Genomic DNA, 23,854 nt, shown 5'->3' with positions numbered 1-23,854 from the left:
TTCATTCCTGCTTTCAGATGTCTGTCGATCGTCTACTCGAATTTGACCTCGAATGCGTTCCTAGTCTCGTTCAGCTTCCAATACGATTCGGCGATGTTGTCCGGGTCGAAATGCTCGTTGCCGCCGATGATCCCGCATACCATCACCGTGCCGACGAAGATGCCGCTATCGGCAAGTTCCTGGTTCTTTTCAAGCGCGAGGTTTCTCAGGGCCGCCTTGTCCATAGAGAGGGCGACGTAACCGGGATAGGGAGACTCGGCCAAGATGCCGCCTGTCAGGATGATGGAGCCGCGCCTCTCGGCGAAGCCTGGTGTTGAGAACTTCTGTATGGTCTCATATGCGCCAACGACATCTGCCGCAAAGTGGCGCTTGACGTCTTCGGCGGTCAGGGGATCCTCGTCAACAGATGTGATTCCGACGTTGTAGATGATCACATCGGGATCGCCGTGATCCGCTTGGATGTCCTCGATCGTCTTGTCCAACTCGGGGATGTCCGACACATCGGCAACGTAGACAGTCGTCACGATGCCTTGCTCTTCGAACTCTTTCTTGTAAGCATCAAGATTACCCTGGTTCCTCGAAACCAGCGCGACCTCATAGCCCTCCTTGCCGAACTTCCTTGCAACTGCGTTGCCGAGACCGGGGCCTGCTCCGATAACTACGACCTTCTTGCTCATGCTCTGCCTTCCTTTCGCGCTAGAGATTGATCTGATGTCGTTAACTCTAGGCTTTACCGATGAATCCCGGAATGGTTCAATTAACTAATGCGTGTTAACTTGTGGTTAATTCAGAAAGGATTCGTCCATGGGTTTGCTCGATGCTCGCATAGTAACTTTCCTCGCTGTTGCAGAGGCTGGCAGTTTCTCTAAGGCCGCTGATGTTCTTTTCTTGTCAGCGGTTTCCGTCAAAAAGCAGATGGATTCGCTTGAAGCAGAATTAGCGACCAAGCTTCTCGCCAGAACCAATCGCGGCGTTAGCCTGACGGAAGCGGGGCGCATCCTGCTTGAGGGCGCGCTGAGGATGAACGAGATCTCTGGTTCCACCTCCAGCGAGATAAAGGCACTGGGTGAGGCGGAGAAGAGGACGATAAGGGTAGGTACATCGCTTCTGCGCCCCTGCTCAAGGCTTCTCGAAGTGTGGTCGCGCATAGGGCGGCACAGCGAGTTCGGCATAGAGGTCGTTCCCTTTGACGACGACACGGAGCTTGACGCGGTGGTTTCCCAATTGGGGTCGCATATCGATTGTTTCCTCGGGCCATGCGATGCGCCCGCCTGGCATAGGACATGCGGCGTCTTGAAGCTCGGTTTCTATGAATGCGAAGTGGCGGTTCCAAGAAGCCATCCACTTGCGCAGAGGCGATCCTTGACATGGAGCGACCTCGAAGGGCAATCGATCATGCTGGTCCAGAAGGGGGCCTCGCCGGTGATGGACTCTCTCCGAAGCGAGATCGAGAGAGACTATTCGAACATCAATATTGAAGACACCCCGCGCTTCTACAGCATCGAGACCTTCAACGAATGCGAGAGGAAGTCCATGCTCATGGAGACACTCGATGCGTGGGAGGGCGTGCATCCCGGCTTCGTCTCGCTACCCATGGAGTGGAGCTATCGGGTGCCCTATGGCCTGATCTATTCAAAAGACCCCGCTGCTGTGATACGCGACTTCGTCAACGAGATAGCCAGTGTTTGCCTGGCATCGTGACGCGATCTGCATTAATCTATTCTCTTGCGGAATGAAACTCTTTTCCAAAAGCCCCATTCAGAGCTACGAGGCGAATTTGACCTGTAGGCGAAGAAATCTGGCTGCGTGACGGAGCGCATCGACGAGGACGGCAGGACGCGTCCCATGTCGGTGCAGTGGTGGGACGGGACGACCTATCCGATCGAGAAGGTGGTCTCGGTCTGCCGTCGCTCCTCCAAGCGCGTGGGAGGCGACGGGGTCTGCTACGCCGTCGTCATCAACGGCAGGGAAACGTTCCTCTATCACGAGGATCTGCGATGGTTCGTGGAGGAGAAAATCACAGACGGGCATGTCTGCTGAGCAAGGATGGAAACATGTGCGGGAGATGCGTCATATTCACATTCGACGAGGTGCTTGAGATCGTAAAGGAGATCGAGCTGGACGCCGCGTTCAACTTCGAGCCGGACTGGCCGGCGCGCAGGATCCAGGCATACCCCAACTCCGCGGCTCCGCTCATCGTTCCGCAGTTCGACACCGCCGTCGGCATTGCGAAGCTGCAAGAGGGCAGCCTGTCCGCCCGCGAGATGGGCTGGGGCTTCGAGGAGCCGTGGAGGTCCGGCGTCATCTTCAATACCCGCATCGAGAGCGCGATGAAGCCGACTTGGCGCGACTCCATGGAGCACAGGAGATGCATCATCCCCGTCGCGTCGTTCTACGAGACGCACAGGGACGAGACTTTTGTATCTCCGAAGACGGGAAGGCCGATAAAGCGGCAGTACGAGTTCAGGGTGCCGGGCGAGGACGTGATACTCATAGGCTGCACATGGAAGGGCGACCGGTTCTCCATGGTCACGACCGAGGCGAACGCCGATATGGCGCCGATACACCACCGGATGCCGCTCGTCGTCCGCCGGGAGGAGCTGCCTCTCTGGCTTGGACCTGACTACCAGGAGCTCGCGGACCGCTCGTCGGTCAGGCTGGAGATTGATGCTGCGAAATAGTGCTGCTGGATCAAAAAGAAGGCATAGACCTCGAAGAGGGCTAGACCAGCCCAGTTTTCACCTTGTGGCCGACTCTCAATCTGATTTCAATGATGCCTGACGATCAAGGGGCGGTCTCTCATGGGATTCAACGAGTTTCAGCTTCAGAGCGCGGATAGGCTCGATAGAGAAACAACCGTAGTCGGATGGGTTTGACAATTTAGGCTTCAAGCAATCAGTCCCTCTTGTCCCTTAATTGAATAAGTAAGCGCAATGGCTGGGGGCGCGCCTCGGATTTCAATCAACAGAAAAGACGAGCGTGAGGCTGTGACGATAACGTGTCCTTGCTCAGCCCTTGCGCGAAAGATACAATGGCTCCATGGAACTGAAGCCCTCCAGATACAACATCGTCGCATTGCAAGAGAGCCGCGATGGCTCGATTGTCTACAACACTCGCACAGGAGCGCTGGCGCTCGTCGATGAGAGCATTGCGGCCGTCCTCGGGATGAGCGCGCTGCTCGAAGAAAGCGACTTTGCGAGAATAGATGCGAGAGCTGTAGCCCAGCTGGCAAGATCGGGGCTTCTCGTCGCTGCCGCCTGTGACGAGCTCGCCGAAGCGGTAGCGGAACACCGCGCGCTACAGCAGGATTCCTCGGTGCTCTCGCTCTGCATAGTACCGACCTACACTTGCAATCTCGCTTGCCCCTACTGCTACGAAGAGGGGCGCAGCTCTTCGGGCAAGAGGATGGACCGGTCGATGCAGAAGAAGATCGTCGACTTCGCAAGGCTGGCCTTCGAAGCGGAGCCGTACGAGAGCATCGAGGTCCAATGGTACGGCGGCGAGCCCATGCTCATGCCCGATGCGATAGATGCTATTTCGGCCGGGCTCATGCGCTTCTGCGAGGAGCGCGGTCTCGGATTCAGCGCGAACATGGTGTCGAACGCGACGCGCATCGGTGCTGAGGAAGCCGCTATGCTGGGACGGAGCCGCGTGACCGAGGCCCTCGTCACCGTCGACGGCCCGGAGGCTGTGCATAACGGGCGGCGTCCCATGAGAAATGGCGGCAATTCGTACGAGGCCGTTCTCGATGGCATCGGCAATTTGCTCGGCGAGGGCATCGGCGTCACGGTGCTGATGAACACCGACAAGGTGAACGACTCGTGCCTCAGCGAACTGAATTCGCAGCTCCAAGAACGGTTCGGCATGAGCGCAATCCGCGCGAAGTTGAACGATTACTACGGCACGTTCGGTCGCGGCCGATTCTGCGAGCCGCGCTTCTCGCTTATGGACCATCGCGAATTTTCGCGCCTTCAATGCGAGCGCTTCTGCGAAGAAGGGCACGCATTTGCCGAATTCGCCGCGCTGCTCCAGCCGATACCGCTATTCTGCCGTGGCCAGAAGGAACGCTACTATGCCATTGATGCGATGGGAGATGTGTACAAGTGCGATGGCCGCATGGGGAGGACCGATCATCTGGCCTTCAACCTTGATTCGATAGGCGACGCGACCGATATCCCGACGGGATTGGCGCCGGCGTATCCCTTTGATGACCCGGCATGTCCGGAATGCTCGCTGCTGCCCTTGTGCAAGGGGAACTGCGAGTGGGAGCGAAAGCAGTGTGCAGACCATCCATGCCATCCGCTGAAGTACACCGCGAACGAGTATCTCTATGGCTGGGTCGCTTCCATCGAACCGATAGAGATCGACGAGACGGGCGTTGTCCTGCTAGCGGAAGGACGCTCGCTATAAGACCCCGCCCGCGAACGACCCCGCCCGTGCGCGGCTGCCGAAGCGCACGGGCTCTTAGGCATGACCAAGAGAGGAAGAACGATGATTATCAACAACATAGTCTTCAGCCCTACAGGAGGAACCGGGAAGATCGCCGGCGTATTGTGCGAATCGCTGTCGGACGGCGGCGAGATAAGGACCATAGACCTCTCGGACCCCTTCGTAAACGAGAGCGATCTCGTCTTGGATCCGGTCGGCCTCTCGGTTATATCGATGCCTTGCTTCGGGGGAAGGGTTCCGGCGCTCGCTTTGGAGCGCTTGCAAAAGATCGATCCTCAGGGCTCGAAATCCATAGTTGTAATCGCCTACGGTAACCGCGCTTACGACGATGCGCTGCTCGAGCTCAAGGATTCAGCCGAGAAGATGGGGTTTGATGTTATCGCCGCCATATCGGCCATTACGGAGCATTCGATCATGCACCAGTATGCAACGGGAATGCCCGATCTTCCCGAAGTCGATGCTCTCAAGAAATTTGCTGAAGAAATAAAGGAGAAGATGCAAGCAGGGGCCAACGAGCCGTTCGAGGTTCCTGGGAACACGCCATATAAGAAGGCGGGGTCTGTTCCGCTGGTTCCCAAAGTGACCGGCAATTGCGTCTCGTGCGGAGAGTGCGCACGCGCGTGTCCAGCCGCCGCCATTAATTCGGAGGATTATGCTGCCAACAAGGCCCTCTGCATCTCGTGCATGCGTTGCATCCAAGTCTGCCCAAAGAATGCACGCAGCATCAACAAGATGATGGTGTCTGTTGCCGCGAAGGCCATCAAGAAGGCCTGCATGGAGAAGAAGGACCCAGAGCTGTTTTTGTAGAATCGCATAATCTACCTCAAAAAGAATCCTTTTATCACGAGAAGGGCGAAACGGACGATTCCCGCATACGGCTGCCTGGAGGCGATGAACACCGCAACGCTCAATACCGAGAAGGCCATGCCCGCAGCAAGCAGGCGCCTGCTCCACGTGGCTTGTCCGGGCTGGTCACGATCAGTCCCTCTGCTGGCAGTGCCAACCCCGCGATTCCTGTGAGTCTTGCAAGTCCTGCCGGCTCTGCTGTCCCTGAGAGCAGCCCCCTTCTTTCCCTTGTTACATTTTGCATGTGCACCTCTTCCTTTCGTCCCGACTTGATGCGGGATCGAAGATAGTAGGCATTGGAGATGTGAGACGCTTCACGCTTCTCGTCATGAGCGGCGCTCGCCATGTGCGTCACGCACTGCCCATTCCCTCATGGAGAGGAACTCCCATGCCCTGTGTACGCAAGTTCGAGCCTGTTCATAAGCGCGTCCTCGGCTACTTCGGCTACACGCTGCTCGAGGCCCAGAGCCTTCCCGAGCATGAGAAGCAAGAGCTGCAAGACCGCGTCCAAGACGCGTTCGGCGGTCTTGCCGACGAGCCTGCGGAGCTGTTCGGCGAAGACGGCCTCGTTCGCGACGAAGAATGGCTGGCCCTGGACGACCTCAGCGAAATGATCTTCTGGCCGCCGCCTCGACGATGTGCCTGACGACCTGCTGATAGAGAAGAGGCTCGAGCACGGCGGCTGGTGCACCGCCCTTCGCCTTTTGCGAAAGAACCTGCGGAGCGTCTACGACTTCGTCTACGGGGCAGGAAGAGATGGGCTGCCCTGCCTCGACGGCAGCCCCGACGACGAGGTGAAGCTGATAGGATTTTGGGACTAGCGCCTATCACGCGCGAAACGGAGCTGAAGAAATTCATCTGAACTGCTGAAGGTCGAAGAGAAGCTAGACAGGCCAGAGGGCATCGAGCGCTACCCTTGGCATCCCCATTGCAAAAACCCGGAGCGCCCAAACAACCGGCTCTATACTCCAAGCGAGCACGGCACGTTCAAGTTCAACGAAACCGACGAGAATATCAAGAACAGCGATTCGCTCGTTCTTACCTTGGAGGGCCAGAACAAGATGACCCTCTGGAAGCTGGAGCCGTTTTTCGCCGACGAAAGGATTAACATCTCATGGCAGGGAGGACGAAGGGCCGAGTTGAAGGATGGCTATGCGATTTTGAGGGTTGCGCCTTTCGGGCAGGAGATCGTTGTGTCAACGGATGATGCCGACCTGCAAAAGCAGCTGGCCGGCTGGGCGAACGGCCTCATAGCGCTGGCTGCTAATGCAGAGCTAAACCGCATGCACGGCTGACAACTTCGGCTTGAAAGGGTACGCACCTTCCCAAAACCCGATGGGGGCGGGGAGCCTTATCATTGTCCTCTCGACTCCTGTTCCGATAGAGAATTCTTTAACGCCACCGGATTGTCCAGGCTCAATCCGACGACGCGTACGCGCTTTTTTCCGAGCATCGTGCTGACTTCAACTGGATGCTTAACAACAACCCATACGTTCGCTTGGTAAAAGGTTCCATAGTTGAGCTTGTCCGTCTTCGCAAAAGCGTTGATTTCGCTTTCGGAAAAACAAACCTTTTCTATGTCGGAAAACGGAACCACTGCCTTCATCTGGATGCCGCATTCCAGACGGATATAGCCATCGCCTAACGTGACAGGTCGCATCACGCGGGCTCGCGCATCGCCTGCGAGCCAGATAGCCGCATAGATCGAGAGCGCCGTGACGACACATGCAGCGACGACGCTCCACTGGGATATGAGGACATGGACGCCAATGATTTCCACCGGGAACGCGAGCGCGATACCGAGCATCATGTTCATATAGCCGCCCGCGTTATGGTAGCTGAACACCCTTTCGCCCGGCAGCACGTAGGGCTTCTTTCGCCACGAGAGCAATGCGTAGTACCAGACGCTGAGCTCGGCTGCCGCCATGCTCGCAGGCGCGTCCTTCCGGACGAGATAGAGCATCGTCTCCTTGAACCAGACAACAGGGTCTTCGCTCTTCGCCTTCGCAGACCTGTAGACCTTGACGACCTTCAGGCATTCCCAGACCGCGATGGCAAGCTCGAAAGGAATTAACACGGCGAGCAGATACGGAAGCATGCCCGCATTGGGCGACCCGAGCGCAATCACGCTCAGCCCGTATCCGATCCAGATGACAGGGATGATAGCCAGCAGCGTAAGCCTTCGCGGCCTGACGACGAGAATATAGAAGCCCAGCGGGATCCCAACCATGAAGTCGAGAGGCAAAACGATGCCCTCGATATGGCTTGGTATATATGAAGCAGAGATGACGCCGTAAGTGTAAAGGGCAATGCATAACTCGCAGAAGGCGATCAAAGTCCTCTTCTGACTTCGCGTTGCGCCCATTTCCGTCCTCCCCTCTTGACCCCAATTGGGACAATTTGTCTCAGCTGGGCAAACATCTTGTCAAGCTCCTATATTATCCCAGACGCAGAGACCAACGAGGCATATACGGCGAGACTCAGCTCGCTTATCGCTTCGAAAGGCACGTCGAACACGAGGTCGACCGTGACGGCGCGTTTCGGCAGTCGGATGCCTCGCGTCTTCATCGCCGCCAGGACCAGTGCTCTGATCTCGCTGGCAGCTCGGGCTGTTACGCCGGTTATCCGGAGGTCGGGCACGCCGCGCGCAAGCGATGCCGTCATCCGCGATCTCGGAAAGCGCATCGGAGACGTCCGTCACGTCCGCAAGCTGCCCGTCGTACCACTTGACCCAGTCCCAGCCGAACACCACTGAGCCGTCCTGCTCCTCGAAGAACTCAGGCTCCCGCTCCGTGCCGATGAGCGGATAGGCGTCACGGCCCTCGCTCAGCTCGTCCACGCGCCTACAAATGCGCTCGTAGCCCTCGCGGGTGGTTGGGGTACCTATCGCCGAACATCCCGATGCGCACGGTTTTGCACCTCGCGAGTATCCCGAAGACCTCGTCCTTGTCGAGGACCTCCCTCTTCCTGCGCCTCATGGAAACCTCCCTGTAATCAGATGTGAACGCCTCGTTGCGCTGGCGGATAGATTCTAGCCTGCGGCCACTGCATGGATTGGCTGGAATCGGACATGGAAATGTCGGATTGCGCCTGAATAAACAATGGACCTGTTCGTTTCAACTGCGAACAGGCCCATATCTGTTTATAACCCGGAGATCAAAGATCCAAATCATGCCCCGCGACCAAAAGCAAACAGAACTCAATCTGAGACTTGAACGACAGCATCGGATGCCAAGGGCTTGGAGACGTTCTTCAGGAATCTTTTGCTCGGGGAGGACAACGTATTGAAGAATCGGTTCATGCACCTGGATTGGGCTGGGGAACAAGATGATGCGCTAACAAGCGGGAATACCGAACAAGCCACCGAACAAGCCGAAGATACATCAGTTGCCCAGAGATAACTTCTTAGGAAAGCTCTGAACCTATACAGAAAAGTTCGTCTACTTCAATGAGGATTAACATAAAAAAGGCTACCTGATCTAGGGGAGTCAGGTAGTCAAGAGAATGGGAAAAGTAAGAACTGGCGCAGTGCTTATAATTTATCCTTCATACTCAAGAAAGCCCCTTCCTTCGATGATCTGACCGCCATCTATGATGAGGCCTTGCCCTGTCATGAATGCCGATGCGTCAGACGCAAGGAATAACGCTCCGTATGCAATATCCTCTGGCATACCAAGACGCCCCATCGGAACCCTTTCGATGAAATTACCGCTGGAATAGGGATTCAGGAATGCTTCTTTGGTTAGATCTGTAGCAATGTATCCTGGATAGATACTATTAACGCGCACGCCGAATGGCGCCAGATGATAACCAAAGTGGGTTGTCAGACTTCGCAAAGCGCCTTTTGTCGAGCAATATGCAGCACACCCATCTGCAGTAAATGCTCCGAGCGAAGAGATGAAGATAATCGATCCAACCTTGTGTTTTGAACACTCTTTCCATGCATACTTCATGAACCAGATGCTTCCATCAAGATTCAGGCTATGCACCCATCTCCAATTGTCTGTATCGAACTCGTCTGCGATCTCATAGGGCGCTTCACCAGCATTGCCTGCGGACGTCACGAGGATGTCAAGGCGACCGAACGCCTCCACACACTTATCAACTGCTGCCTTGCATTCTTCTTCTTTTTCAACATCACAAACCGCATATGCAGCTGTATAGCCCTTCTTCTCGAACTCTTCAACCTTTTGCTTTAGCTGTTCCTCGCGACGTGCAACTAAGAAAACCTTTGCTCCTTTTTCTGCCATAGCCTCGGCCGAAGCGGATCCGATACCCCATGAGCTAGCACCAGTGATAAGTGCTACTCTGCCAGTTAAATCGAATGCCTTGTTTACATCTACTTTCATCTCGCTTTCCATACGCCATCGTCCTCTCAAAATTGTTCTCGAGCCAGAAAGAGACCGATGCGCTCTTTCTGAACTTGCAAGTGATTTAAAGCTACCCTTAATCCCCGTTGCTTACCATTCTCAATTAAAGATGTCTCAAACAATGCGGGTGACATAATCCAGTAAAGTTCCTGAAGAAGTTATACAAATATACATATTGAGAAGTTCCATGATCGCGAATCACTTGATAGATTCAAAAAAAGGGGAGATGAGATGATAGAGAAAAACAGCAAGGCTAAGATTCACATCACAGCTAGCCTTGACGATGGAAGAACCTTCTTCGACACCCATCGCCAAGGTGGGATACCTATAGAAATTGACTTGCAGCAAAAAGAAATCCTGCCACTGCTGAATGAGATTCTACTCGGTTTGGATAAAGATAGCCGGATCACACAGAGGGTCGAAGCAAAAGATGCTTATGGTGAATACGATCCAAATCTTATTGAAAAAGTTCCGAGATCAGACATTCCAAACGCAGACGCTCTTCCTGTTGGCGACTATATAATCTTCAACACTGATATGGGGCCTATGCGGACAAAGGTAGTCGAAGTTTCAGATGATACCGTTACTTTTGACCACAATCATGAACTAGCGGGAAATGCTATTAACTACAAGATCTCTGTAGTAAAAATTATCAACTCCGAAGAAGATGCGATAAGCCACGAAGAATACCATCATGAAAAGGAATGCGGGTGTAAGGCGCATCTTCACTGTGAACATGATAATGAGTGACGAATCTTTTCTTTTGTAACCCGGTTTGTTCTATTTGGCAAAACTGTCAACTGTTTTGCCAAAGCATACCTTTTTGAGAATTGAGTTGACTTAGTCCCGTCTCCTACCTTTGTAATGTCGGAATAATCTGACAAAACAAGAGAGGAGTGGATATGGCAGAGCATGAGGTCGCAAGCGGCCCATGGCAAGAACCAGAAACTACGATCTATCGTGGGATGGCTTGCGGTGGCACAGGCGGTGAACTATCAGCCATTGATTCGAAAGACGGCAAGGTAGTCAGAATTCGTCCTATTCGATATACCGATGAGTATTCGATGGATGAGCTCAAAGACAGCCTTTGGTCTTTCACGGCAAGAGGAAAGACGCTGAAATGTCCAGTGAAAACCGCTCCACCTTATCAGTCGCTTGCATACAAGAAGCGCATCTATTCGAAGAATCGCGTAAAGTATCCACTAAAACGCGTTGACTGGGAACCAGGCGGAGACCCCGACAAGATCAACGCCGAGAACCGCGGCAAATCCAAATTCGTTCGCATTAGCTGGGATGAAGCATGCGATATCATCGCCGATGAGATCAAACGTGTTCGCAAGACTTACGGTGAGAATTCCGTACTTGCAGTCGGCGAAGATGGACATTGCCAATCGAAGATCATCCACATGGTTGGTGGTAATCACATCAACTTGCTCATGAGAACCGGCGGTTTCACTCGTGAGGTCAGAACCCCAGACTCAGTTGAGGGATTCTACTGGGGAGCCAAGTTCGCTTGGGGCGCACAGGTGCAAGCTGGTTTGGGAATGTTCGATAACGGATGGAACGTTATCGAAGATGTCACCAAAAATGCCGACATGGTCATCATGCAGGCGGGCGACCTTGAGACCACCCAAAATTATGCCAGCCAATGGATGAGTCGCGTCATGCGCTTCTGGATGGATATCGGCATCAAGCTTGTAGTTGTTGACCCATTCTGCACATACACCTCTGTTTGCCATGACGAGATCACATGGATCCCGCTGCTTCCAAATACTGATGTCGCTCTCGACTACGGCATGATGTACGTTTGGCTTACGGAAGGCCTTTATGACGTCAACTATGTGGAGACCCATACATATGGCTTCGATAAGCTGAAGGCATATGTCCTAGGCGAAGAAGATGGTATTCCTAAGACTCCAAAATGGGCTTCTGAGATTTGCGGAGTAGAGCCTTGGACAATTAAAGCACTCGCACGCGAATGGGGCACTAAGACAACCTCTATTCTGCACTACTGCGGCTGCCATGTTCGTGGGCCATACAGCCATGAGCCTGGACGCACTGAGGTATACAAACTCGCTCTGCAGGGCTTTGGCGCTCCTGGCGTACAGCAGATCCATCTGTTCTCGTATGGCGGAGGCAAGCAGGCGGTTCGTCCTACTCCTTACGGCCCTATGATGTTCTCAGAAATGCATGCTATGCAGTTCTATCCAGCAGATCAGACAATCCCGAGAACCTTGGTTGCTCGCTCGATTCAGAATGGACATTCGGATTGGTGGGGAAGCCCGCAGATCATCTTCGCGATGCCAGACGAGCAATTCGAGCATAATTTCTATCCCATCGAGGAAGATGAGGGCGGCGCTAAGGTCCATATGCTCTGGTCTGAAAAGCCTTGTAATCAAACTTGCTGGAATGGCGGATTCGAATTCCAAGAGGCGATGCGCAACAAGGATCTAGAGTGTGTGATCACGAATCATCCTTGGCTTGAGAACGACTCGCTTTTTGCAGACCTTGTTCTTCCTGTAACCACCCCTGCTGAAGAATCGGATATCGTAGGATCAGGCATGGGCGACTCTATTGAGGTGGTCGCTGTCCAAGACGCTGCGATCCCACCTGTCGGCGAGTCGCTGTCTGACTACGAAATCTCCCTGAAGATAGCAGAGCGTTTCGACCCTGAGCTTCCTAAACAGATGGCGGAAGGTCGCATCGAGGGTGAGCCGGCATTCGGACTCACAATCGAACAGCAGAAGAAGTCTGAATATGAACGTTCGCCAATTGTTAGTGAAATCGGTTGGGAAGAGCTAAAGGCTAAGGGTTTCTACGTACCGAAACAGGATCCATACGCAAAGGACTACAAGCCAAATGCTCGACTCTTCTACGAAGATCCTGAGAGCTTCCCGGTTGGCACGCCTTCTGGAAAGATCGAGTTCTATTCTGATCAGCTCGAAGAGAATTTCCCTGATGACAAAGAGCGTCAGCCGCTCGCAAAATGGATCGTAGGCGGTCCTGAGTCAGAGGGCTGGACTCATGATGAAACCCTTGCGGGCGAGCGAGCCAAGAAGTATCCATTCTTGGTCAATGCTTGCACTGGACGTTGGCGCTTCCATGCACAATGCGACGATATCACTTGGCATCGCGAGATCCCAACAGCAAAGGTTGTTGGTAAGGATGGATACCTCTATGAGCCTTGCTGGATGTCCCCTGAGGATGCGAAGAAGCAGGGCATCGAGGATGGCGATATCGTTAAGGTTTATAACGAGCGTGGCACCGTTCTTTGCGGAGCTAAGGTTTCAGAGAGAATCCTTCCTCAGTCAGTAATGGTGAACAAGGGTTCACGTTCAGATCCAATAGCTAGTGAATTCGACCGCGGAGGAAATATCAATCTGATCAGCCCTGCAGGACCAATCTCTAAGCATTGCTATGGCTTTGCGGTTAGTGGCTATCTTGTAGACGTTCAGAAGGTCTCTGACGAGGAGATGGCTGGATGGGTCAAACAATATCCTGAAGCCTTCGAGAGAGCATACGATCCTGCATCTGGCTCTCATTATGATGGCTGGGTAGAAGGAGTCGAATAATATGAAAGCCTTTCTTGTTGATTTGAACAAGTGCGTAGGATGCTACGATTGCCAGATTGGCTGCAAAGATGAGCATTGCGGCAATTGTTGGATGCCCTACGCTGAGTCACAGCCTGACACTGGGCAATTTTGGCTGCACCTATACGAAACCGAACATGGCGCACGCCCTCATGTAAAGGTTTCTTATGTTCCTGTCATGTGCCAGCATTGCGAGAATGCTCCTTGCATCAAGGCGGCGAAAGACGATGCAGTATATCAAAGAGAAGATGGTCTAGTGATCATCGATCCTGAGAAGGCAAAGGGTCAAAAGCAGATTGTTGATGCTTGCCCTTACAAGGCAATCTTCTGGAACGAAGAGCTTGAGATTCCGCAGAAGTGCACCGGCTGTGCGCATCTTATCGATCGTGGCCATCCGATCAGTGTTCCTAGGTGTGTTGATAACTGCCACCTTGATGCAATTCAATTCGGCGAAGAATCTGAGCTGGACCTTGCGGATACAGAGAGGCTAAAGCCTGAGTTTGGCCTCAAGACCCGCGTTTATTATCGCGGTCTTCCAAAGAGATTCGTTGCTGGTAAAGTTTATGATCCTGAAATCGAAGAAGTAGTAACAGGTGCTACGGTTACCGCTAAAAGTCCAAGTGGGAGCTGGACGGTAAAGACTGATGCTTTTGGAGATTTCTGGCTCAGAAATCTTCCCGAAGAGGAGCTAGAGCTCACCATCCATGGTGGAGGAAAGTCCTACAAAGGAAATGTTTCTACTAAGGAGAAATCCATCGGAATGGGCAACATTGCGCTCAAATAACCGAGTATCAAGAGTGTAAAATTAGATAGGTAGGATAAGAAGACTTATCCTACCTATTGTCGTTTCGGAAAAGGTCATGAACGCAAAAGAGGTCATTGCAGAGAGCTTCAGAGATCTCATTGTGAATAAAGGGATTTCTTATGACAAAGTCGCTGTGTACCAAATCTGCGACAATGCGAACGTGTCTAGAAAGACCTTTTACGTTCACTACAAGAGTAAATACGACATTGTCGATCAATTGGTGCATGAGAAATTGATTCGACCATTGATTCAGTTATCTGATGTCGTAATGTCTATGATGGAGAATCCGGAGCTTAGAACCACTTTTCCGACTGCTGTAAACGAGATGATCTACAAAGAGATCAGCGAAGATTTCGAATTCTATTCTCGTCTCTGCTGCAAAGCTGGAGACATAGATAGCCCCTTAGTGGAAGCTCTGATCAAGAACATCAGAATATTGAATACCGAGATACTCTCCAATCTCGGCATGGATGATTCGGATTGGCGCAAAGAATATGTTAGCTACTATTTTGCTGCAGGCAACGCAGTCTTGATTCAAAGATGGCTAAAAGACGGCCAGCAAGTGAGCGCAAGCAATCTTTCGAAGCTTTTCAACGATATGAGCATTAACTATTGGATGAAACTCGCAGACCTTTGATCCGTGAGATTTTGATTCGTTAGAAGGACATAATATGGCAAATCATATTACAGAAATAAAGCAACTTGGTTTCGTTACAAGGGACATAGAGAAGGCAATAGAGAACTTCACCAAGGTGGGACTTACGGATTGGAGTCCTGTAACCAAAGTATCAAACGAAGAATTTACTGGGATGATTTGTGATGGAGAGAAACAGGACTATGCTTTCCTTTGCGCAACAGATTCTGAATTGGACATCGAGATAGAATTGATTCAGCCACTCGATGATCATTCAGACTATGCACATTGGTTAGACAAGCTCGATACGTGGATTTCTCTGCATCATATTAGCGTCTCTACTGATGATGAGGACGACCTAAGGAATTCAGGTCATAAGCTCTTGTTGGCGGGTTATCAAAAGGGCATTCCATTTGAGTGGGAGTATTACGATTTCCGTGATGATATTGGGACGGTTCTGGAATATTTCCCTATGCCCGTCGAAGAATAAAGACATAGTTCTCAGCTATTCACAAACTAAAAATGACCCTGATATTGCCAGGGTCATTTTTCTAGGTACAGAGTCTCCAGCTTTAAGAAGATTTAATCTGGAAGCTTTTGAAGTGCAGCATCCAGTTCAGGGATCTTGTCTGGCGGAAGCATGTCAGGTGCCATTTTCGCAAGCATGTCTATTGGCATTGAAGCACCGAGTTTAAGCTTCGGATTTTCCTTAACACCTGGTACGTACTCTTCGAGAACGTCCATTGCATCCTCGCGCTTCATGATCTCCTTCAACTTTGTTTTTACCGACAAAGCCATGGGTCACCTCTTTCTATCGGGTGATTCCATAATTGCGAATATTGCGCCTAGTCTCAATTCACAGCTTTAATGGATGACGAGATCAAGGTTACATTTTTAGGAATTGCAACCCTAAAATGAATGATTCTTAAGATTTGTTCATAGGTCTAATGCAGTCAGTTTTTTTTGTGAATGGCGAAATAATCCGAAGCAATTAAAGTTGAAGATAAGGATACTCAAGGAGACATAATGGCACACGGAATCATACCCCCCTTTAGCAATTTCCTTATTACCAGAGACCTTATCCTCAAGCTCTCTTCAGATGGAATTCCAAAAGATGATTTGGTTTTGCTTGGAAATGCCGCCAATGAAGTGCAAGTTCCCCTAGAAATTGCTGAAGATTACTATGGAATTCTAAATCAGATCAGATATTACCTAGGCGCTTCGCTCTTTGATGTTTCAGCCTTGTTTGACGACCCATGCACCATTGAGCAAAGAAGGCTGCTAGGTCTTCTGATCGCCTATGTTCTCGATGTCTCAGGATCTGAAGAAATCCTCGAATTGTTACTTCCGCTTTTGAAGGACGAGTCCCATACATGGATGACCTTGATAAATGGCCCGTTGGATTCAAGGATTCAGTCAGTGGAGAACGATTTGGGCTATCTGATAAAGATCGGCGCAAAAGACATCGTTACGCAAAAACCATTACAAGGTGGGTACGAGAATCTAGAGCGAATGATAAATAACGTGAATTAATACGGTCTGGAATTCGATCCAAAAGGAGGAGAACGATGAGCAGCAGGTATCAAAATTACTTCAAGGGCAGAGACTTTGTTCATCAGATCGGCTTTTATGCCCCAGATGGTGAACGATTTGCTAGAGAGCACAACAGGTTATTCGGCTCAGGCCCTTATTTCACAACAGTAAACAAATTCAGCAAGGTGATCTATCGAGGGAAAGAGCTTGAAAACCCTTTTGAGCTTCGGGCGTATTACGGCGCATGGGGAAGTCATTCTGTGGAAGTTGTACAGCAATTAACCCCAGGCGACTCCATGTATACCGATTACAACGATATGGATAAACCTGGGATCAATCATCTTCATGTTTTCGTCGAAAGTCTCGAAGAAGCCAAAGAGGCATGTGAGGAACTTGGTATCCCGATTGTCGTTATTGGGTATACCGACATCTCAGGAGCATTGGAGAAATGCGAAGCGATGGGGATCGATCCTTCAACGCTAGGCTTGGATGAGAACAAGATCGGATTCATGGTCGTAGACATGACCGAGGAATTAGGAATGATGGTTCAACTTATTGATGATGGAGCGAAATTCATTCACGACATGGTGATCAATGCCGGTAAAGATTGGGATGGTGAAACCGATTTCATAAGGGAAATGGGTTAGTAAGAAACGTGTGTTAGATAAGTTGCTGAAGGAGAAGAATGAACTTAGATCAATTCAGTATGGAAGGGCGCGTTGCGCTTATTACCGGAGCAAGCAGTGAGGGCATCGGCAAAGCTTCTGCTCGAGTGCTAGCAGAAGCAGGGGCTAACGTCTTCTTGATAGCGAGACGCGAAGATCGATTAGCTGAGGCTGTAGAGGAAATCAAAGCCTACGGCGTTGAAGCCGGATATTGCGCCATTGATGTCTCGGATCCAGAACAATGCAAGCGAGCGATCACAGAGTGCGTCAGTCGTTTTGGAAGACTTGATGTCATCGTCCTTGCCCATGGCATTAATGGCTTAAATGGACGAACCATCGATGACGAGTTCGACATGGAGAACTACAGAAATGTATTGGATATAAACCTAGATGGCGTTTTCTACATGCTCAAGTACGGACACAAAGAATGTGCCAAATCGGATAATGGCTCAATCATACTTGTCAACTCCCTTGCCAGTCTTCATGCTGCTGGTAGCGCTGCATATACAGCAGCGAAGGGTGCGATCAAGGCATGGACCAAGTTCTTCGCTAAGAAGCTCGCACCGGAAAAGATTCGCGTCAATGCTGTTATACCGGGCCTTATCGAGACAGAGATGACTCATCCAGAAGGAATGGACGAGCAATTCGAGAAATTCGTGGCCCCTGCTGCACAAAGGATCCCCTTACGGCGATTGGGTCAGCCTGAAGATATCGCCAATGGAGTTTTGTATTTAGCATCAGATGCTTCTCAGTGGGTGACAGGCTCCAGCATTTTGATCGATGGTGGAGAAATGGCTTAAAGGGGAATCCGGCGTGACAGATCTCGCTGGCAGCCCGATCTGTCACGCCGGCTATCCGGAGGTCGGGCACGCCGCGCGCAAGCGATGCCGTCATCCGCGATCTCGGAAAGCGCATCGGAGACGTCCGTCACGTCCGCAAGCTGCCCGTCGTACCACTTGACCCAGTCCCAGCCGAACACCACTGAGCCGTCCTGCTCCTCGAAGAACTCAGGCTCCCGCTCCGTGCCGATGAGCGGATAGGCGTCACGGCCCTCGCTCAGCTCGTCCACGCGCCTGCAAATACGCTCGTAGCCCTCGCGGGTGGTCGCATATCGTGACGTAGCCCTTCTCCTTGGCTTTCGCGCTGTCGGAAAGCATCATCCGCGCGATCATCCTGGAGATGCCATAGGGCGTGAAGAACTGTGAGCGGGAGCGCATCGGAAGGCCGAGGGCGTTGTATACGTGGCCCATGACATCGCGGTCGGAATCCGCCTCAAGCGCGTCGGTGAGAGCGGAGAGCATCTCGTCGAACTCGTCTGTGAGCCCATCGTATCTCTTGAACCGCCTTTCGGCGTCCTCGACGAGCGAGCCGGGTGCGCAGCCAGCCGCCATGGCCATGGGTGCTGCAGCCATCGTGACGAAGGCGGACCAGATGTCGCGATCGTCCCTTCCCGCCGTCTTCAGGCGCGAAAAGGCCTCCGTGATCCGGCGCAGATCGGCATCTTGCGGAGTGAAGGTCTTCTTTGAGTGGGGCATCGAAGCTCCTTTCGTGACGATGATGGTTTGGGGGAAGCGCCGCCAGCGGCGTAGGCCGACGGCGCTGGGGGCGAGCCTATCTGCGGGGCTTGATGCGGCACGTCTCGCCTTGCGGGTGGTTGTTCGGGTTCTGCGAGTAGTCGCCATCTGAGCCGTAGCGCCCGACGTACGCCTTGCCCGTGCGTTCCAATGCACATACACGCCGAGCTTGCGGTCCTTGGTCGTTATGACGGCTCGATTTCCCATGGTTTGCGACCTCCTGATCTTCGGCGAGGCCCTATGCCTTCGCCTTCCGAGCGGAGGGGCGCCGGGGCTCCGTCGTGCACGCAAGGGAGAAACGCGAAACCCGTGAGGGCCCGAGTTTTTATGGCGGTGTAAGAAATGAGCCACCTACATAAAAAGTTTTCGCGGTCCTTGCGTGCATTCAGGTTCTCGGCAAGTTTTTTCGCTTGAAGGGAAGGTGGTCTGCCATAGGGGGTCGCGGTAATTGAATGGAATTAGACTTATAGACACAAATACAATAAAATATGTGTCTAAAAATCTAGGAGTTCAAGTGACAAGGTCGGTAGCGGAGCATATCGAGGAGCTGGGGGGCGTGGCGACCGCGGCGCAGCTCAAGGAGGCCGGGTTCTCGCCCGGCGTGATTGAGCACGCCTTCAGCAGCGGCAGGATCGACCGTCTCACCCGTGGCGTCTACTGCTCCCTCGACGTGCTGGACGACGAGTTCGCGGCCGTCACGATGCGCTGGCCGAAGTGCATCCTCTCGCATGGCACGGCGCTGTACTTGCTGGGGCTCTCCGACCGCGTGCCCGGGAACCTGAGCGTAAGTGTCCCGCGGGGATATAATCCGCAGGAGCTGAGGCGCACCCATCCGGACATGAGGATCTACCGCGAGGGCGACAAGCTCTACGGACTGGGCAGGACCACGGTGAAGGACCCCATGGGCATCGTCGTGCCCGCCTACGATGCGGAGCGCTCCATAGCCGACATCATCCAAGAGAGGGCGAAGGGCACTGTGAACCCACAACTCGTCAGAGACGCCTTGGTGGGGTATTTCAGGAAGAGCGACCGCGACCTGCCCAAACTCGCCAAGATGAGCGAGGCGTTAGGGGTGCGTGACGAGCTGCAAACCTACCTGGAGGTGCTCACATGAACAAGATCAAAAGCGATGCGAGCCTGAAAGGCAAGATACGCCAGTTCGCAAAAGACCATGCGCTCAAGCCCCAAGAGGTTCTCCAGATGTATCTGTTCGAGCACTTGCTTATGAGGCTAGAGAAAAGCCCATATGCTGACAAGTTCGTACTCAAGGGCGGATTACTCATATCCGCCATTACGGGGGTTGTCCAGCGTACGACCATGGACATGGACACGACGGTCATAGGCATGAACATGGATGAAGAAACTGTGAGAGCCGCAATCGAGAAGATCTGCGATATCGAAGTTGGCGATGGGATGGCTTACGAATTCGTGAGGATAGAGCCCATTCGCGAGGATGACGAGTACGCCAACTGGCGAGCCCACATCAATGTGCGGTACGGCAAGATTAACGCTCCCATCAAGATCGACATTACGACCGGAGACGCCTTGCGACCGAGGGCAATCAGCTATCCCTATGCGCTCATGTTCGATCAAGGTTCGTTGGAGATTCTCTCATACCATTTGGCTACGGTCGTTGCGGAAAAGCTGGAGACGGTGATCAGCCGGGGAACTGCGAACACGCGCGGAAGGGATTACTACGACCTCTATATCCTGCGTCATACGGTAGCCGACCAGCTGAATCCCGAAGAGCTGAGCGAAGCGCTGCAATCCACTTGCGAGAGGCGCGGGTCATTGGATGCGATGGAGGATTGGGAAAGCGTTGTGGAGGAGGTTCGCTCGTCTGATGCGATGAGTGGCGTATGGGACTCCTATGTCCAAGACGCGTCCTACGCTGTTGGCGTGTCTTTCGAGCAGGCCATGGATGCTGCAAGCGAGCTTCTCAGATTTGCGGGCATAAACACGCACCCCTAATCGCCCCACGGCCTTTTCCTTCAAGCGCCGCCGTTCGAAACGCATTGCGCCCAATGCATGGCAGGTGACTTGCAGAGGGCCCGCCTGTTAGCTGTCCACTGGGACAAATTGTCCCAGTGGACGTATCGCTGACCCTTACGACGCCTTCTTCAGCACGGCTATCATCTCTTCGAGCTCTTCTATGGAAAACGGGATGGATTCCGGCGAGACGCCAGAGATCCTCTCCGGACATGACTGCGCCTCCGAACCGTCAAGATCGGCCTTCCGGCGCTCGATGTCACGTTGGAAAACGCTCATGGCGTCATCGAACGCGCCTTCGATGTACTTCACTGCGGAGCGCTTCGCCTCCGGGTCAACATCGGCATAGATGTCGAGCGTCATGGAGGGGTTCGCATGGCCGAGGTAGTCGGAGACGGTGCGGACATCGGCACCCTCTGCGATCATATAGGTCGCAAATGTGTGGCGCAGATCGTGAAGCGTGCACTCGAAGCCGTTCATCTTACAGAACGCCGCGAAATCCTTGCCGAGCTGGGTCGGGTTGTAAGGACGGCTTTCCGTTTCGAGGGTGCCGAGAATGTAGGCTTGTCCCAGCTTCACCTTCAGCTTCGCGCACATCCACTTCACGTCGTCCTGCATCCCCTTGAGCATGTTGAACGTGTGCTCCGTGAGCGGAATGGTGCGCGTTCTCCCAGACTTGGGCTCTTTCAGATAGAAGCCGCCCTCTCCGTTGCCGAGGGAATGAGAGACGGCGACCTCGCGCTTTGTCTCGTCGAAGTCGTCCCACATGAGCGCGCAGACCTCTCCTCTGCGCATGCCCGTCGTGAGCATAAGCTCTATGGCGACGGCAAGGGCGTTGGGCTGCGCCCTCCTCGTAAGATCGAGCATGCGACTGCGCTCCTCGCGTGACAGCGCGTTGATCTTCGTCTTCACCCTCTTGGGCGGCTTGCAGAAGTTGCAGGGGTTCTTCTTGATAAGGTCCTGGGCGATGGCGTAGTTGAGCGCTTGCTTGAGAAGGCGGAAGCATTTGGAGACGCTCTTCGGCGCGTACCCATCCTGCGACATGGAGGCCATCCACGCGTTGACGACGGGAATCGTCAGCTTGGATAGCTCCTCGGAGCCAATGTAGCGGCAGATCATCTTCGTTTCGCCTCTGTAGCCGCGGATGGTAGAGGGCTCTATCGTCTTTGACCGCACCTTGTATTCCAGAAAGCAGCCCATGAACTGCTGAACGGTCATATCGGAGGATGCGGCGAGCCCTTCGGTTTTCAGCTTGATGATGAGGTCGCATCTCGCCTGTACCGCCTGGTTTCTGGTCTTGCCCTCAACGGTGTGGTAAGTGATGACCTCTTCTCCCGAGATGGGGTCGTCGTGCGTGAGGGCGCATTCCCACTTGTTTGTGCCTCTGCGGCGTCTCAGGCTCTTCGGTTTGTATTGCATGATGATTCCTTTCCAGCGCTTTCAACAATGCACGGTGGAGAAATCGTGACCACCAAATGATCACCTTAGTGACCACCAAATGACCACCAAAACGCGTCAAAAAAGTTGGAGAACATGAAAATGCGTGACAAAGCCTGATACAATAAACTCAAGGTCAAGGGCCTATTTGCAGTAAGCGCGGAAAGCCTGATTAAACCTGCTAACAGGGTTTGAATCGCTCATAACCCGGAGGTCGTAGGTTCAAATCCTGCCCCCGCGACCAACTTCAATAGCAGGTTGGATAATCCGAAAAAGTTGTCTGACCTGCTTTTTCTTTGTCAAAACACTCATCGTTCAAACATGCCCTGAATCGTCTTGGCACCAAGTTGGCACCATCCTTGGCACCAATTTGGCACCAAACGCATTGTAAGGCATGAGGATAAAACCGCGAAACTGGCGTAATGCTGGTAAAGGTCCAAAGTTTGTACGTTACTCAAAGGGTAACGGTCGTTCTCCTGCTCGATATAAACTGGCAGACCTTAAAAAGTGGGCAGACGCTCTCGAAGCGTAGTGGGTGATTCTGATGCAAAAAGACACCTACAAAAAAGTTTTCTTAAAACCACTGTACCAACTGTATCTAAATACAAAACTGATTCCCTCTGAACTGGGAAATCGCCCTATATTGGGCTTGTGTTTAGGGCGATTTCCCAACTGTACCAACTGTACCCATTTTGGGGGTGGTTGTCATGAGCAATAAGACCCCAACAGAACCTACGGTACGCTTTTTTGAAGTGATGTATTACCTTTATCATCCGCACCATTTGGAGCGTAACGCTGACAGCGAATTAGCAGGGAAATTGCTTCCTGAATTTGCTGATGACAAGCCTTTGATTACAAAAGAAAAAGCTATTGAAGCGTGCGAGGATCACGCAACCATAAAAAGAGCTGCAATCTTCGCGCATTCAAATGACTGTTACACAGAGGAAGATGAGCGGAATAATCCTATAAATGTTGCAGGCTGGGCAAAGCCAGAGCATCTTCATATTTATTTGAAATCAGATAAGGCGTTAGGAGTAAAAACTATCGCCAAATGGTTCGATGTTGATCCTCAATATGTCGAAATCAAAAAGGGGCATGGAGCGTTTGAAGATTGCCTAGAGTACGGTTTTCATGAATCAACATCTGCTATAGAGCAAAACAAAACTCATTACGATGAAAGTGCTGTTGTTTACACAAAGAATTGCAACCCCCGCGAAGAAGTCGATGCTTTACAGGCAAGAATCGCAAAATGTGGAAAGCGTTACTTAACCCCGAAACAAGAACTTCGTATGAAGGTTCAAGAAGAGGGTATGACGCTTCGCGAGGCACGCAAATATGACCCTTGGGTTATGCCGATGATTTGAATAAATTGCAGCAGTTACGAGGGGTATATCTGACTGATGCCGCACCGCTTCCAGACCATCGAATCAACTTCTATATTTGCCTTCGCGATTCAGAACATGGCTCGGGAATTGGCAAGAGCTTGTTTAGTCGAATGCTTGCGAGAGCATTTATGCCAGAACTCGAAGACGACCTAGATACCTAAAAGAATTGACCCAATGACAGGTCGTCCTATTTATTAGAAGAGAGAGTTTGAGAGAGGGAGCGTTATCCCTCTCTCATTTCGCCGATAGGCGAACGAAGCACCCCGGCGTGTGAGGGGCGAAATGTCCGGCAGGACGTATTGAGTTACGTCTGGCGAAACAGACGTTGAACACAGGTTTTAGAGGTCTTAGAAAGGGGTGAAATTATGAGCGGACATACAGTGAAAGTTAGTTGTCATATTGCGACTGCTAAAGATACAGCAAGACACAACGACCGTTCAATGCATAAGGATGGGTACGAGATGCGAGGAAAGAATGTTCACTATGACGTTATGGGCATGGGGAACTCGCACAAATCAGAGCTTGAATGGTATGAGAAGACGTTTAGAGAAACGCTCGATGCGTAAAACCAAAGAGC

Annotated in this window: 26 protein-coding genes; 19 read left to right on the top strand and 7 right to left on the bottom strand. The window is 52.3% G+C overall.

Annotation, left to right across the window (positions count from 1 at the left end; genetic code table 11):
• Positions 1 to 32 precede the first annotated feature (32 nt).
• Positions 33 to 677, bottom strand: coding sequence for an SDR family NAD(P)-dependent oxidoreductase (locus G7Y46_RS04845; protein WP_165252880.1), 645 nt, complete (start codon positions 675 to 677; stop codon positions 33 to 35).
• A 127-nt stretch (positions 678 to 804) separates the two neighbouring features.
• On the opposite strand from G7Y46_RS04845, the gene G7Y46_RS04840 reads away from it, so the two are divergent.
• The 7 genes from G7Y46_RS04840 (at position 805) to G7Y46_RS09215 (ending at position 6,590) form a co-directional block, all read left to right on the top strand.
• Complete coding sequence (locus G7Y46_RS04840) at positions 805 to 1,701, top strand: LysR family transcriptional regulator (protein WP_165062916.1); 897 nt, start codon at positions 805 to 807, stop codon at positions 1,699 to 1,701.
• Between the two features lie 105 nt (positions 1,702 to 1,806).
• Complete coding sequence (locus tag G7Y46_RS04835) at positions 1,807 to 2,040, top strand: hypothetical protein (protein ID WP_241157051.1); 234 nt, start codon at positions 1,807 to 1,809, stop codon at positions 2,038 to 2,040.
• A gap of 14 nt (positions 2,041 to 2,054) precedes the next feature.
• The gene (locus tag G7Y46_RS04830; protein ID WP_165062918.1) at positions 2,055 to 2,681 is read left to right on the top strand and encodes an SOS response-associated peptidase family protein; all 627 of its coding nucleotides are present in this window, start codon (positions 2,055 to 2,057) and stop codon (positions 2,679 to 2,681) included.
• A 358-nt stretch (positions 2,682 to 3,039) separates the two neighbouring features.
• The gene (locus tag G7Y46_RS04825) at positions 3,040 to 4,410 is read left to right on the top strand and encodes a radical SAM protein (protein ID WP_165252878.1); all 1,371 of its coding nucleotides are present in this window, start codon (positions 3,040 to 3,042) and stop codon (positions 4,408 to 4,410) included.
• Positions 4,411 to 4,491: 81 nt separating this feature from the next.
• A complete protein-coding gene (locus tag G7Y46_RS04820) occupies positions 4,492 to 5,256 on the top strand; it encodes a 4Fe-4S binding protein (RefSeq protein WP_165252876.1) in 765 nt (254 codons plus the stop codon).
• Positions 5,257 to 5,683: 427 nt separating this feature from the next.
• Positions 5,684 to 5,941, top strand: a complete 258-nt coding sequence (locus G7Y46_RS04815) for a hypothetical protein (RefSeq protein WP_165062921.1) — start codon at positions 5,684 to 5,686, stop codon at positions 5,939 to 5,941.
• A 217-nt stretch (positions 5,942 to 6,158) separates the two neighbouring features.
• Positions 6,159 to 6,590: a hypothetical protein gene (locus G7Y46_RS09215; protein ID WP_346773616.1), complete on the top strand. Its 432-nt coding sequence runs from the start codon at positions 6,159 to 6,161 to the stop codon at positions 6,588 to 6,590.
• A gap of 59 nt (positions 6,591 to 6,649) precedes the next feature.
• On the opposite strand, the gene G7Y46_RS04805 is transcribed toward G7Y46_RS09215, so the two are convergent.
• Positions 6,650 to 7,660: a hypothetical protein gene (locus tag G7Y46_RS04805; protein WP_165252872.1), complete on the bottom strand. Its 1,011-nt coding sequence runs from the start codon at positions 7,658 to 7,660 to the stop codon at positions 6,650 to 6,652.
• Between the two features lie 1,174 nt (positions 7,661 to 8,834).
• Entirely contained in the window at positions 8,835 to 9,656 is an 822-nt protein-coding gene (locus G7Y46_RS04800; protein WP_165252870.1) for an SDR family oxidoreductase, read from the bottom strand.
• Between the two features lie 240 nt (positions 9,657 to 9,896).
• Between G7Y46_RS04800 and G7Y46_RS04795 the strand changes: the two genes are divergently transcribed.
• The 5 genes from G7Y46_RS04795 (at position 9,897) to G7Y46_RS04775 (ending at position 15,184) form a co-directional block, all read left to right on the top strand.
• Entirely contained in the window at positions 9,897 to 10,415 is a 519-nt protein-coding gene (locus tag G7Y46_RS04795) for an FKBP-type peptidyl-prolyl cis-trans isomerase (RefSeq protein ID WP_165062924.1), read from the top strand.
• A gap of 152 nt (positions 10,416 to 10,567) precedes the next feature.
• Positions 10,568 to 13,237 (top strand): molybdopterin-dependent oxidoreductase, encoded by a 2,670-nt coding sequence (locus G7Y46_RS04790; RefSeq protein WP_165252868.1) that lies wholly within the window; start codon positions 10,568 to 10,570, stop codon positions 13,235 to 13,237.
• Between the two features lies 1 nt (position 13,238).
• Entirely contained in the window at positions 13,239 to 14,039 is an 801-nt protein-coding gene (locus G7Y46_RS04785; RefSeq protein WP_165252866.1) for a 4Fe-4S dicluster domain-containing protein, read from the top strand.
• A 76-nt stretch (positions 14,040 to 14,115) separates the two neighbouring features.
• Positions 14,116 to 14,697, top strand: a complete 582-nt coding sequence (locus G7Y46_RS04780) for a TetR/AcrR family transcriptional regulator (RefSeq protein WP_165062927.1) — start codon at positions 14,116 to 14,118, stop codon at positions 14,695 to 14,697.
• Positions 14,698 to 14,731: 34 nt separating this feature from the next.
• Complete coding sequence (locus G7Y46_RS04775) at positions 14,732 to 15,184, top strand: VOC family protein (protein WP_165252864.1); 453 nt, start codon at positions 14,732 to 14,734, stop codon at positions 15,182 to 15,184.
• A 92-nt stretch (positions 15,185 to 15,276) separates the two neighbouring features.
• Here the strand turns inward: G7Y46_RS04775 and G7Y46_RS04770 are convergent, their stop codons facing one another.
• Complete coding sequence (locus G7Y46_RS04770) at positions 15,277 to 15,492, bottom strand: hypothetical protein (protein WP_165252862.1); 216 nt, start codon at positions 15,490 to 15,492, stop codon at positions 15,277 to 15,279.
• A gap of 228 nt (positions 15,493 to 15,720) precedes the next feature.
• Between G7Y46_RS04770 and G7Y46_RS04765 the strand changes: the two genes are divergently transcribed.
• From G7Y46_RS04765 to G7Y46_RS04755, 3 genes are read left to right on the top strand one after another with little or no spacing between them, the layout of a single operon-like run.
• Positions 15,721 to 16,227, top strand: a complete 507-nt coding sequence (locus tag G7Y46_RS04765; RefSeq protein ID WP_165062930.1) for a hypothetical protein — start codon at positions 15,721 to 15,723, stop codon at positions 16,225 to 16,227.
• A gap of 35 nt (positions 16,228 to 16,262) precedes the next feature.
• The gene (locus G7Y46_RS04760) at positions 16,263 to 16,874 is read left to right on the top strand and encodes a VOC family protein (RefSeq protein ID WP_165062931.1); all 612 of its coding nucleotides are present in this window, start codon (positions 16,263 to 16,265) and stop codon (positions 16,872 to 16,874) included.
• 38 nt (positions 16,875 to 16,912) lie between these two features.
• Positions 16,913 to 17,692, top strand: coding sequence for a glucose 1-dehydrogenase (locus G7Y46_RS04755; RefSeq protein WP_165062932.1), 780 nt, complete (start codon positions 16,913 to 16,915; stop codon positions 17,690 to 17,692).
• Here G7Y46_RS04755 and G7Y46_RS04750 read toward each other — a convergent pair.
• Positions 17,689 to 17,961: a hypothetical protein gene (locus G7Y46_RS04750; RefSeq protein ID WP_165252860.1), complete on the bottom strand. Its 273-nt coding sequence runs from the start codon at positions 17,959 to 17,961 to the stop codon at positions 17,689 to 17,691. The two genes, G7Y46_RS04755 and G7Y46_RS04750, sit on opposite strands and share 4 nt — an antisense overlap.
• Complete coding sequence (locus tag G7Y46_RS04745; RefSeq protein WP_165252858.1) at positions 17,936 to 18,427, bottom strand: hypothetical protein; 492 nt, start codon at positions 18,425 to 18,427, stop codon at positions 17,936 to 17,938. Before G7Y46_RS04745 ends, G7Y46_RS04750 begins: the two co-directional genes overlap by 26 nt.
• A 553-nt stretch (positions 18,428 to 18,980) precedes the next feature.
• On the opposite strand from G7Y46_RS04745, the gene G7Y46_RS04740 reads away from it, so the two are divergent.
• Complete coding sequence (locus tag G7Y46_RS04740) at positions 18,981 to 19,580, top strand: type IV toxin-antitoxin system AbiEi family antitoxin domain-containing protein (protein ID WP_165252856.1); 600 nt, start codon at positions 18,981 to 18,983, stop codon at positions 19,578 to 19,580.
• The gene (locus G7Y46_RS04735) at positions 19,577 to 20,437 is read left to right on the top strand and encodes a nucleotidyl transferase AbiEii/AbiGii toxin family protein (protein ID WP_165252854.1); all 861 of its coding nucleotides are present in this window, start codon (positions 19,577 to 19,579) and stop codon (positions 20,435 to 20,437) included. The genes G7Y46_RS04740 and G7Y46_RS04735 overlap by 4 nt, the downstream gene beginning before the upstream one ends.
• Before the next feature lie 135 nt (positions 20,438 to 20,572).
• Here the strand turns inward: G7Y46_RS04735 and G7Y46_RS04730 are convergent, their stop codons facing one another.
• On the bottom strand, positions 20,573 to 21,874 hold the full coding sequence (locus tag G7Y46_RS04730) for a site-specific integrase (RefSeq protein ID WP_165252852.1): 1,302 nt from the start codon (positions 21,872 to 21,874) through the stop codon (positions 20,573 to 20,575).
• A 725-nt stretch (positions 21,875 to 22,599) separates the two neighbouring features.
• Between G7Y46_RS04730 and G7Y46_RS04725 the strand changes: the two genes are divergently transcribed.
• Positions 22,600 to 23,256, top strand: coding sequence for a hypothetical protein (locus tag G7Y46_RS04725; protein ID WP_165252850.1), 657 nt, complete (start codon positions 22,600 to 22,602; stop codon positions 23,254 to 23,256).
• A 386-nt stretch (positions 23,257 to 23,642) separates the two neighbouring features.
• Entirely contained in the window at positions 23,643 to 23,843 is a 201-nt protein-coding gene (locus tag G7Y46_RS04720; RefSeq protein WP_165252848.1) for a hypothetical protein, read from the top strand.
• The last annotated feature ends 11 nt before the right edge of the window (positions 23,844 to 23,854 follow it).

Origin of the sequence: Adlercreutzia sp. ZJ304 (assembly GCF_011039075.1) — a bacterium.
Lineage (GTDB): Bacteria > Actinomycetota > Coriobacteriia > Coriobacteriales > Eggerthellaceae > Adlercreutzia_A.
The sequence above is the reverse complement of the archived record's forward strand: the minus strand, read 5'-3'. Positions and strand labels throughout refer to the sequence as shown.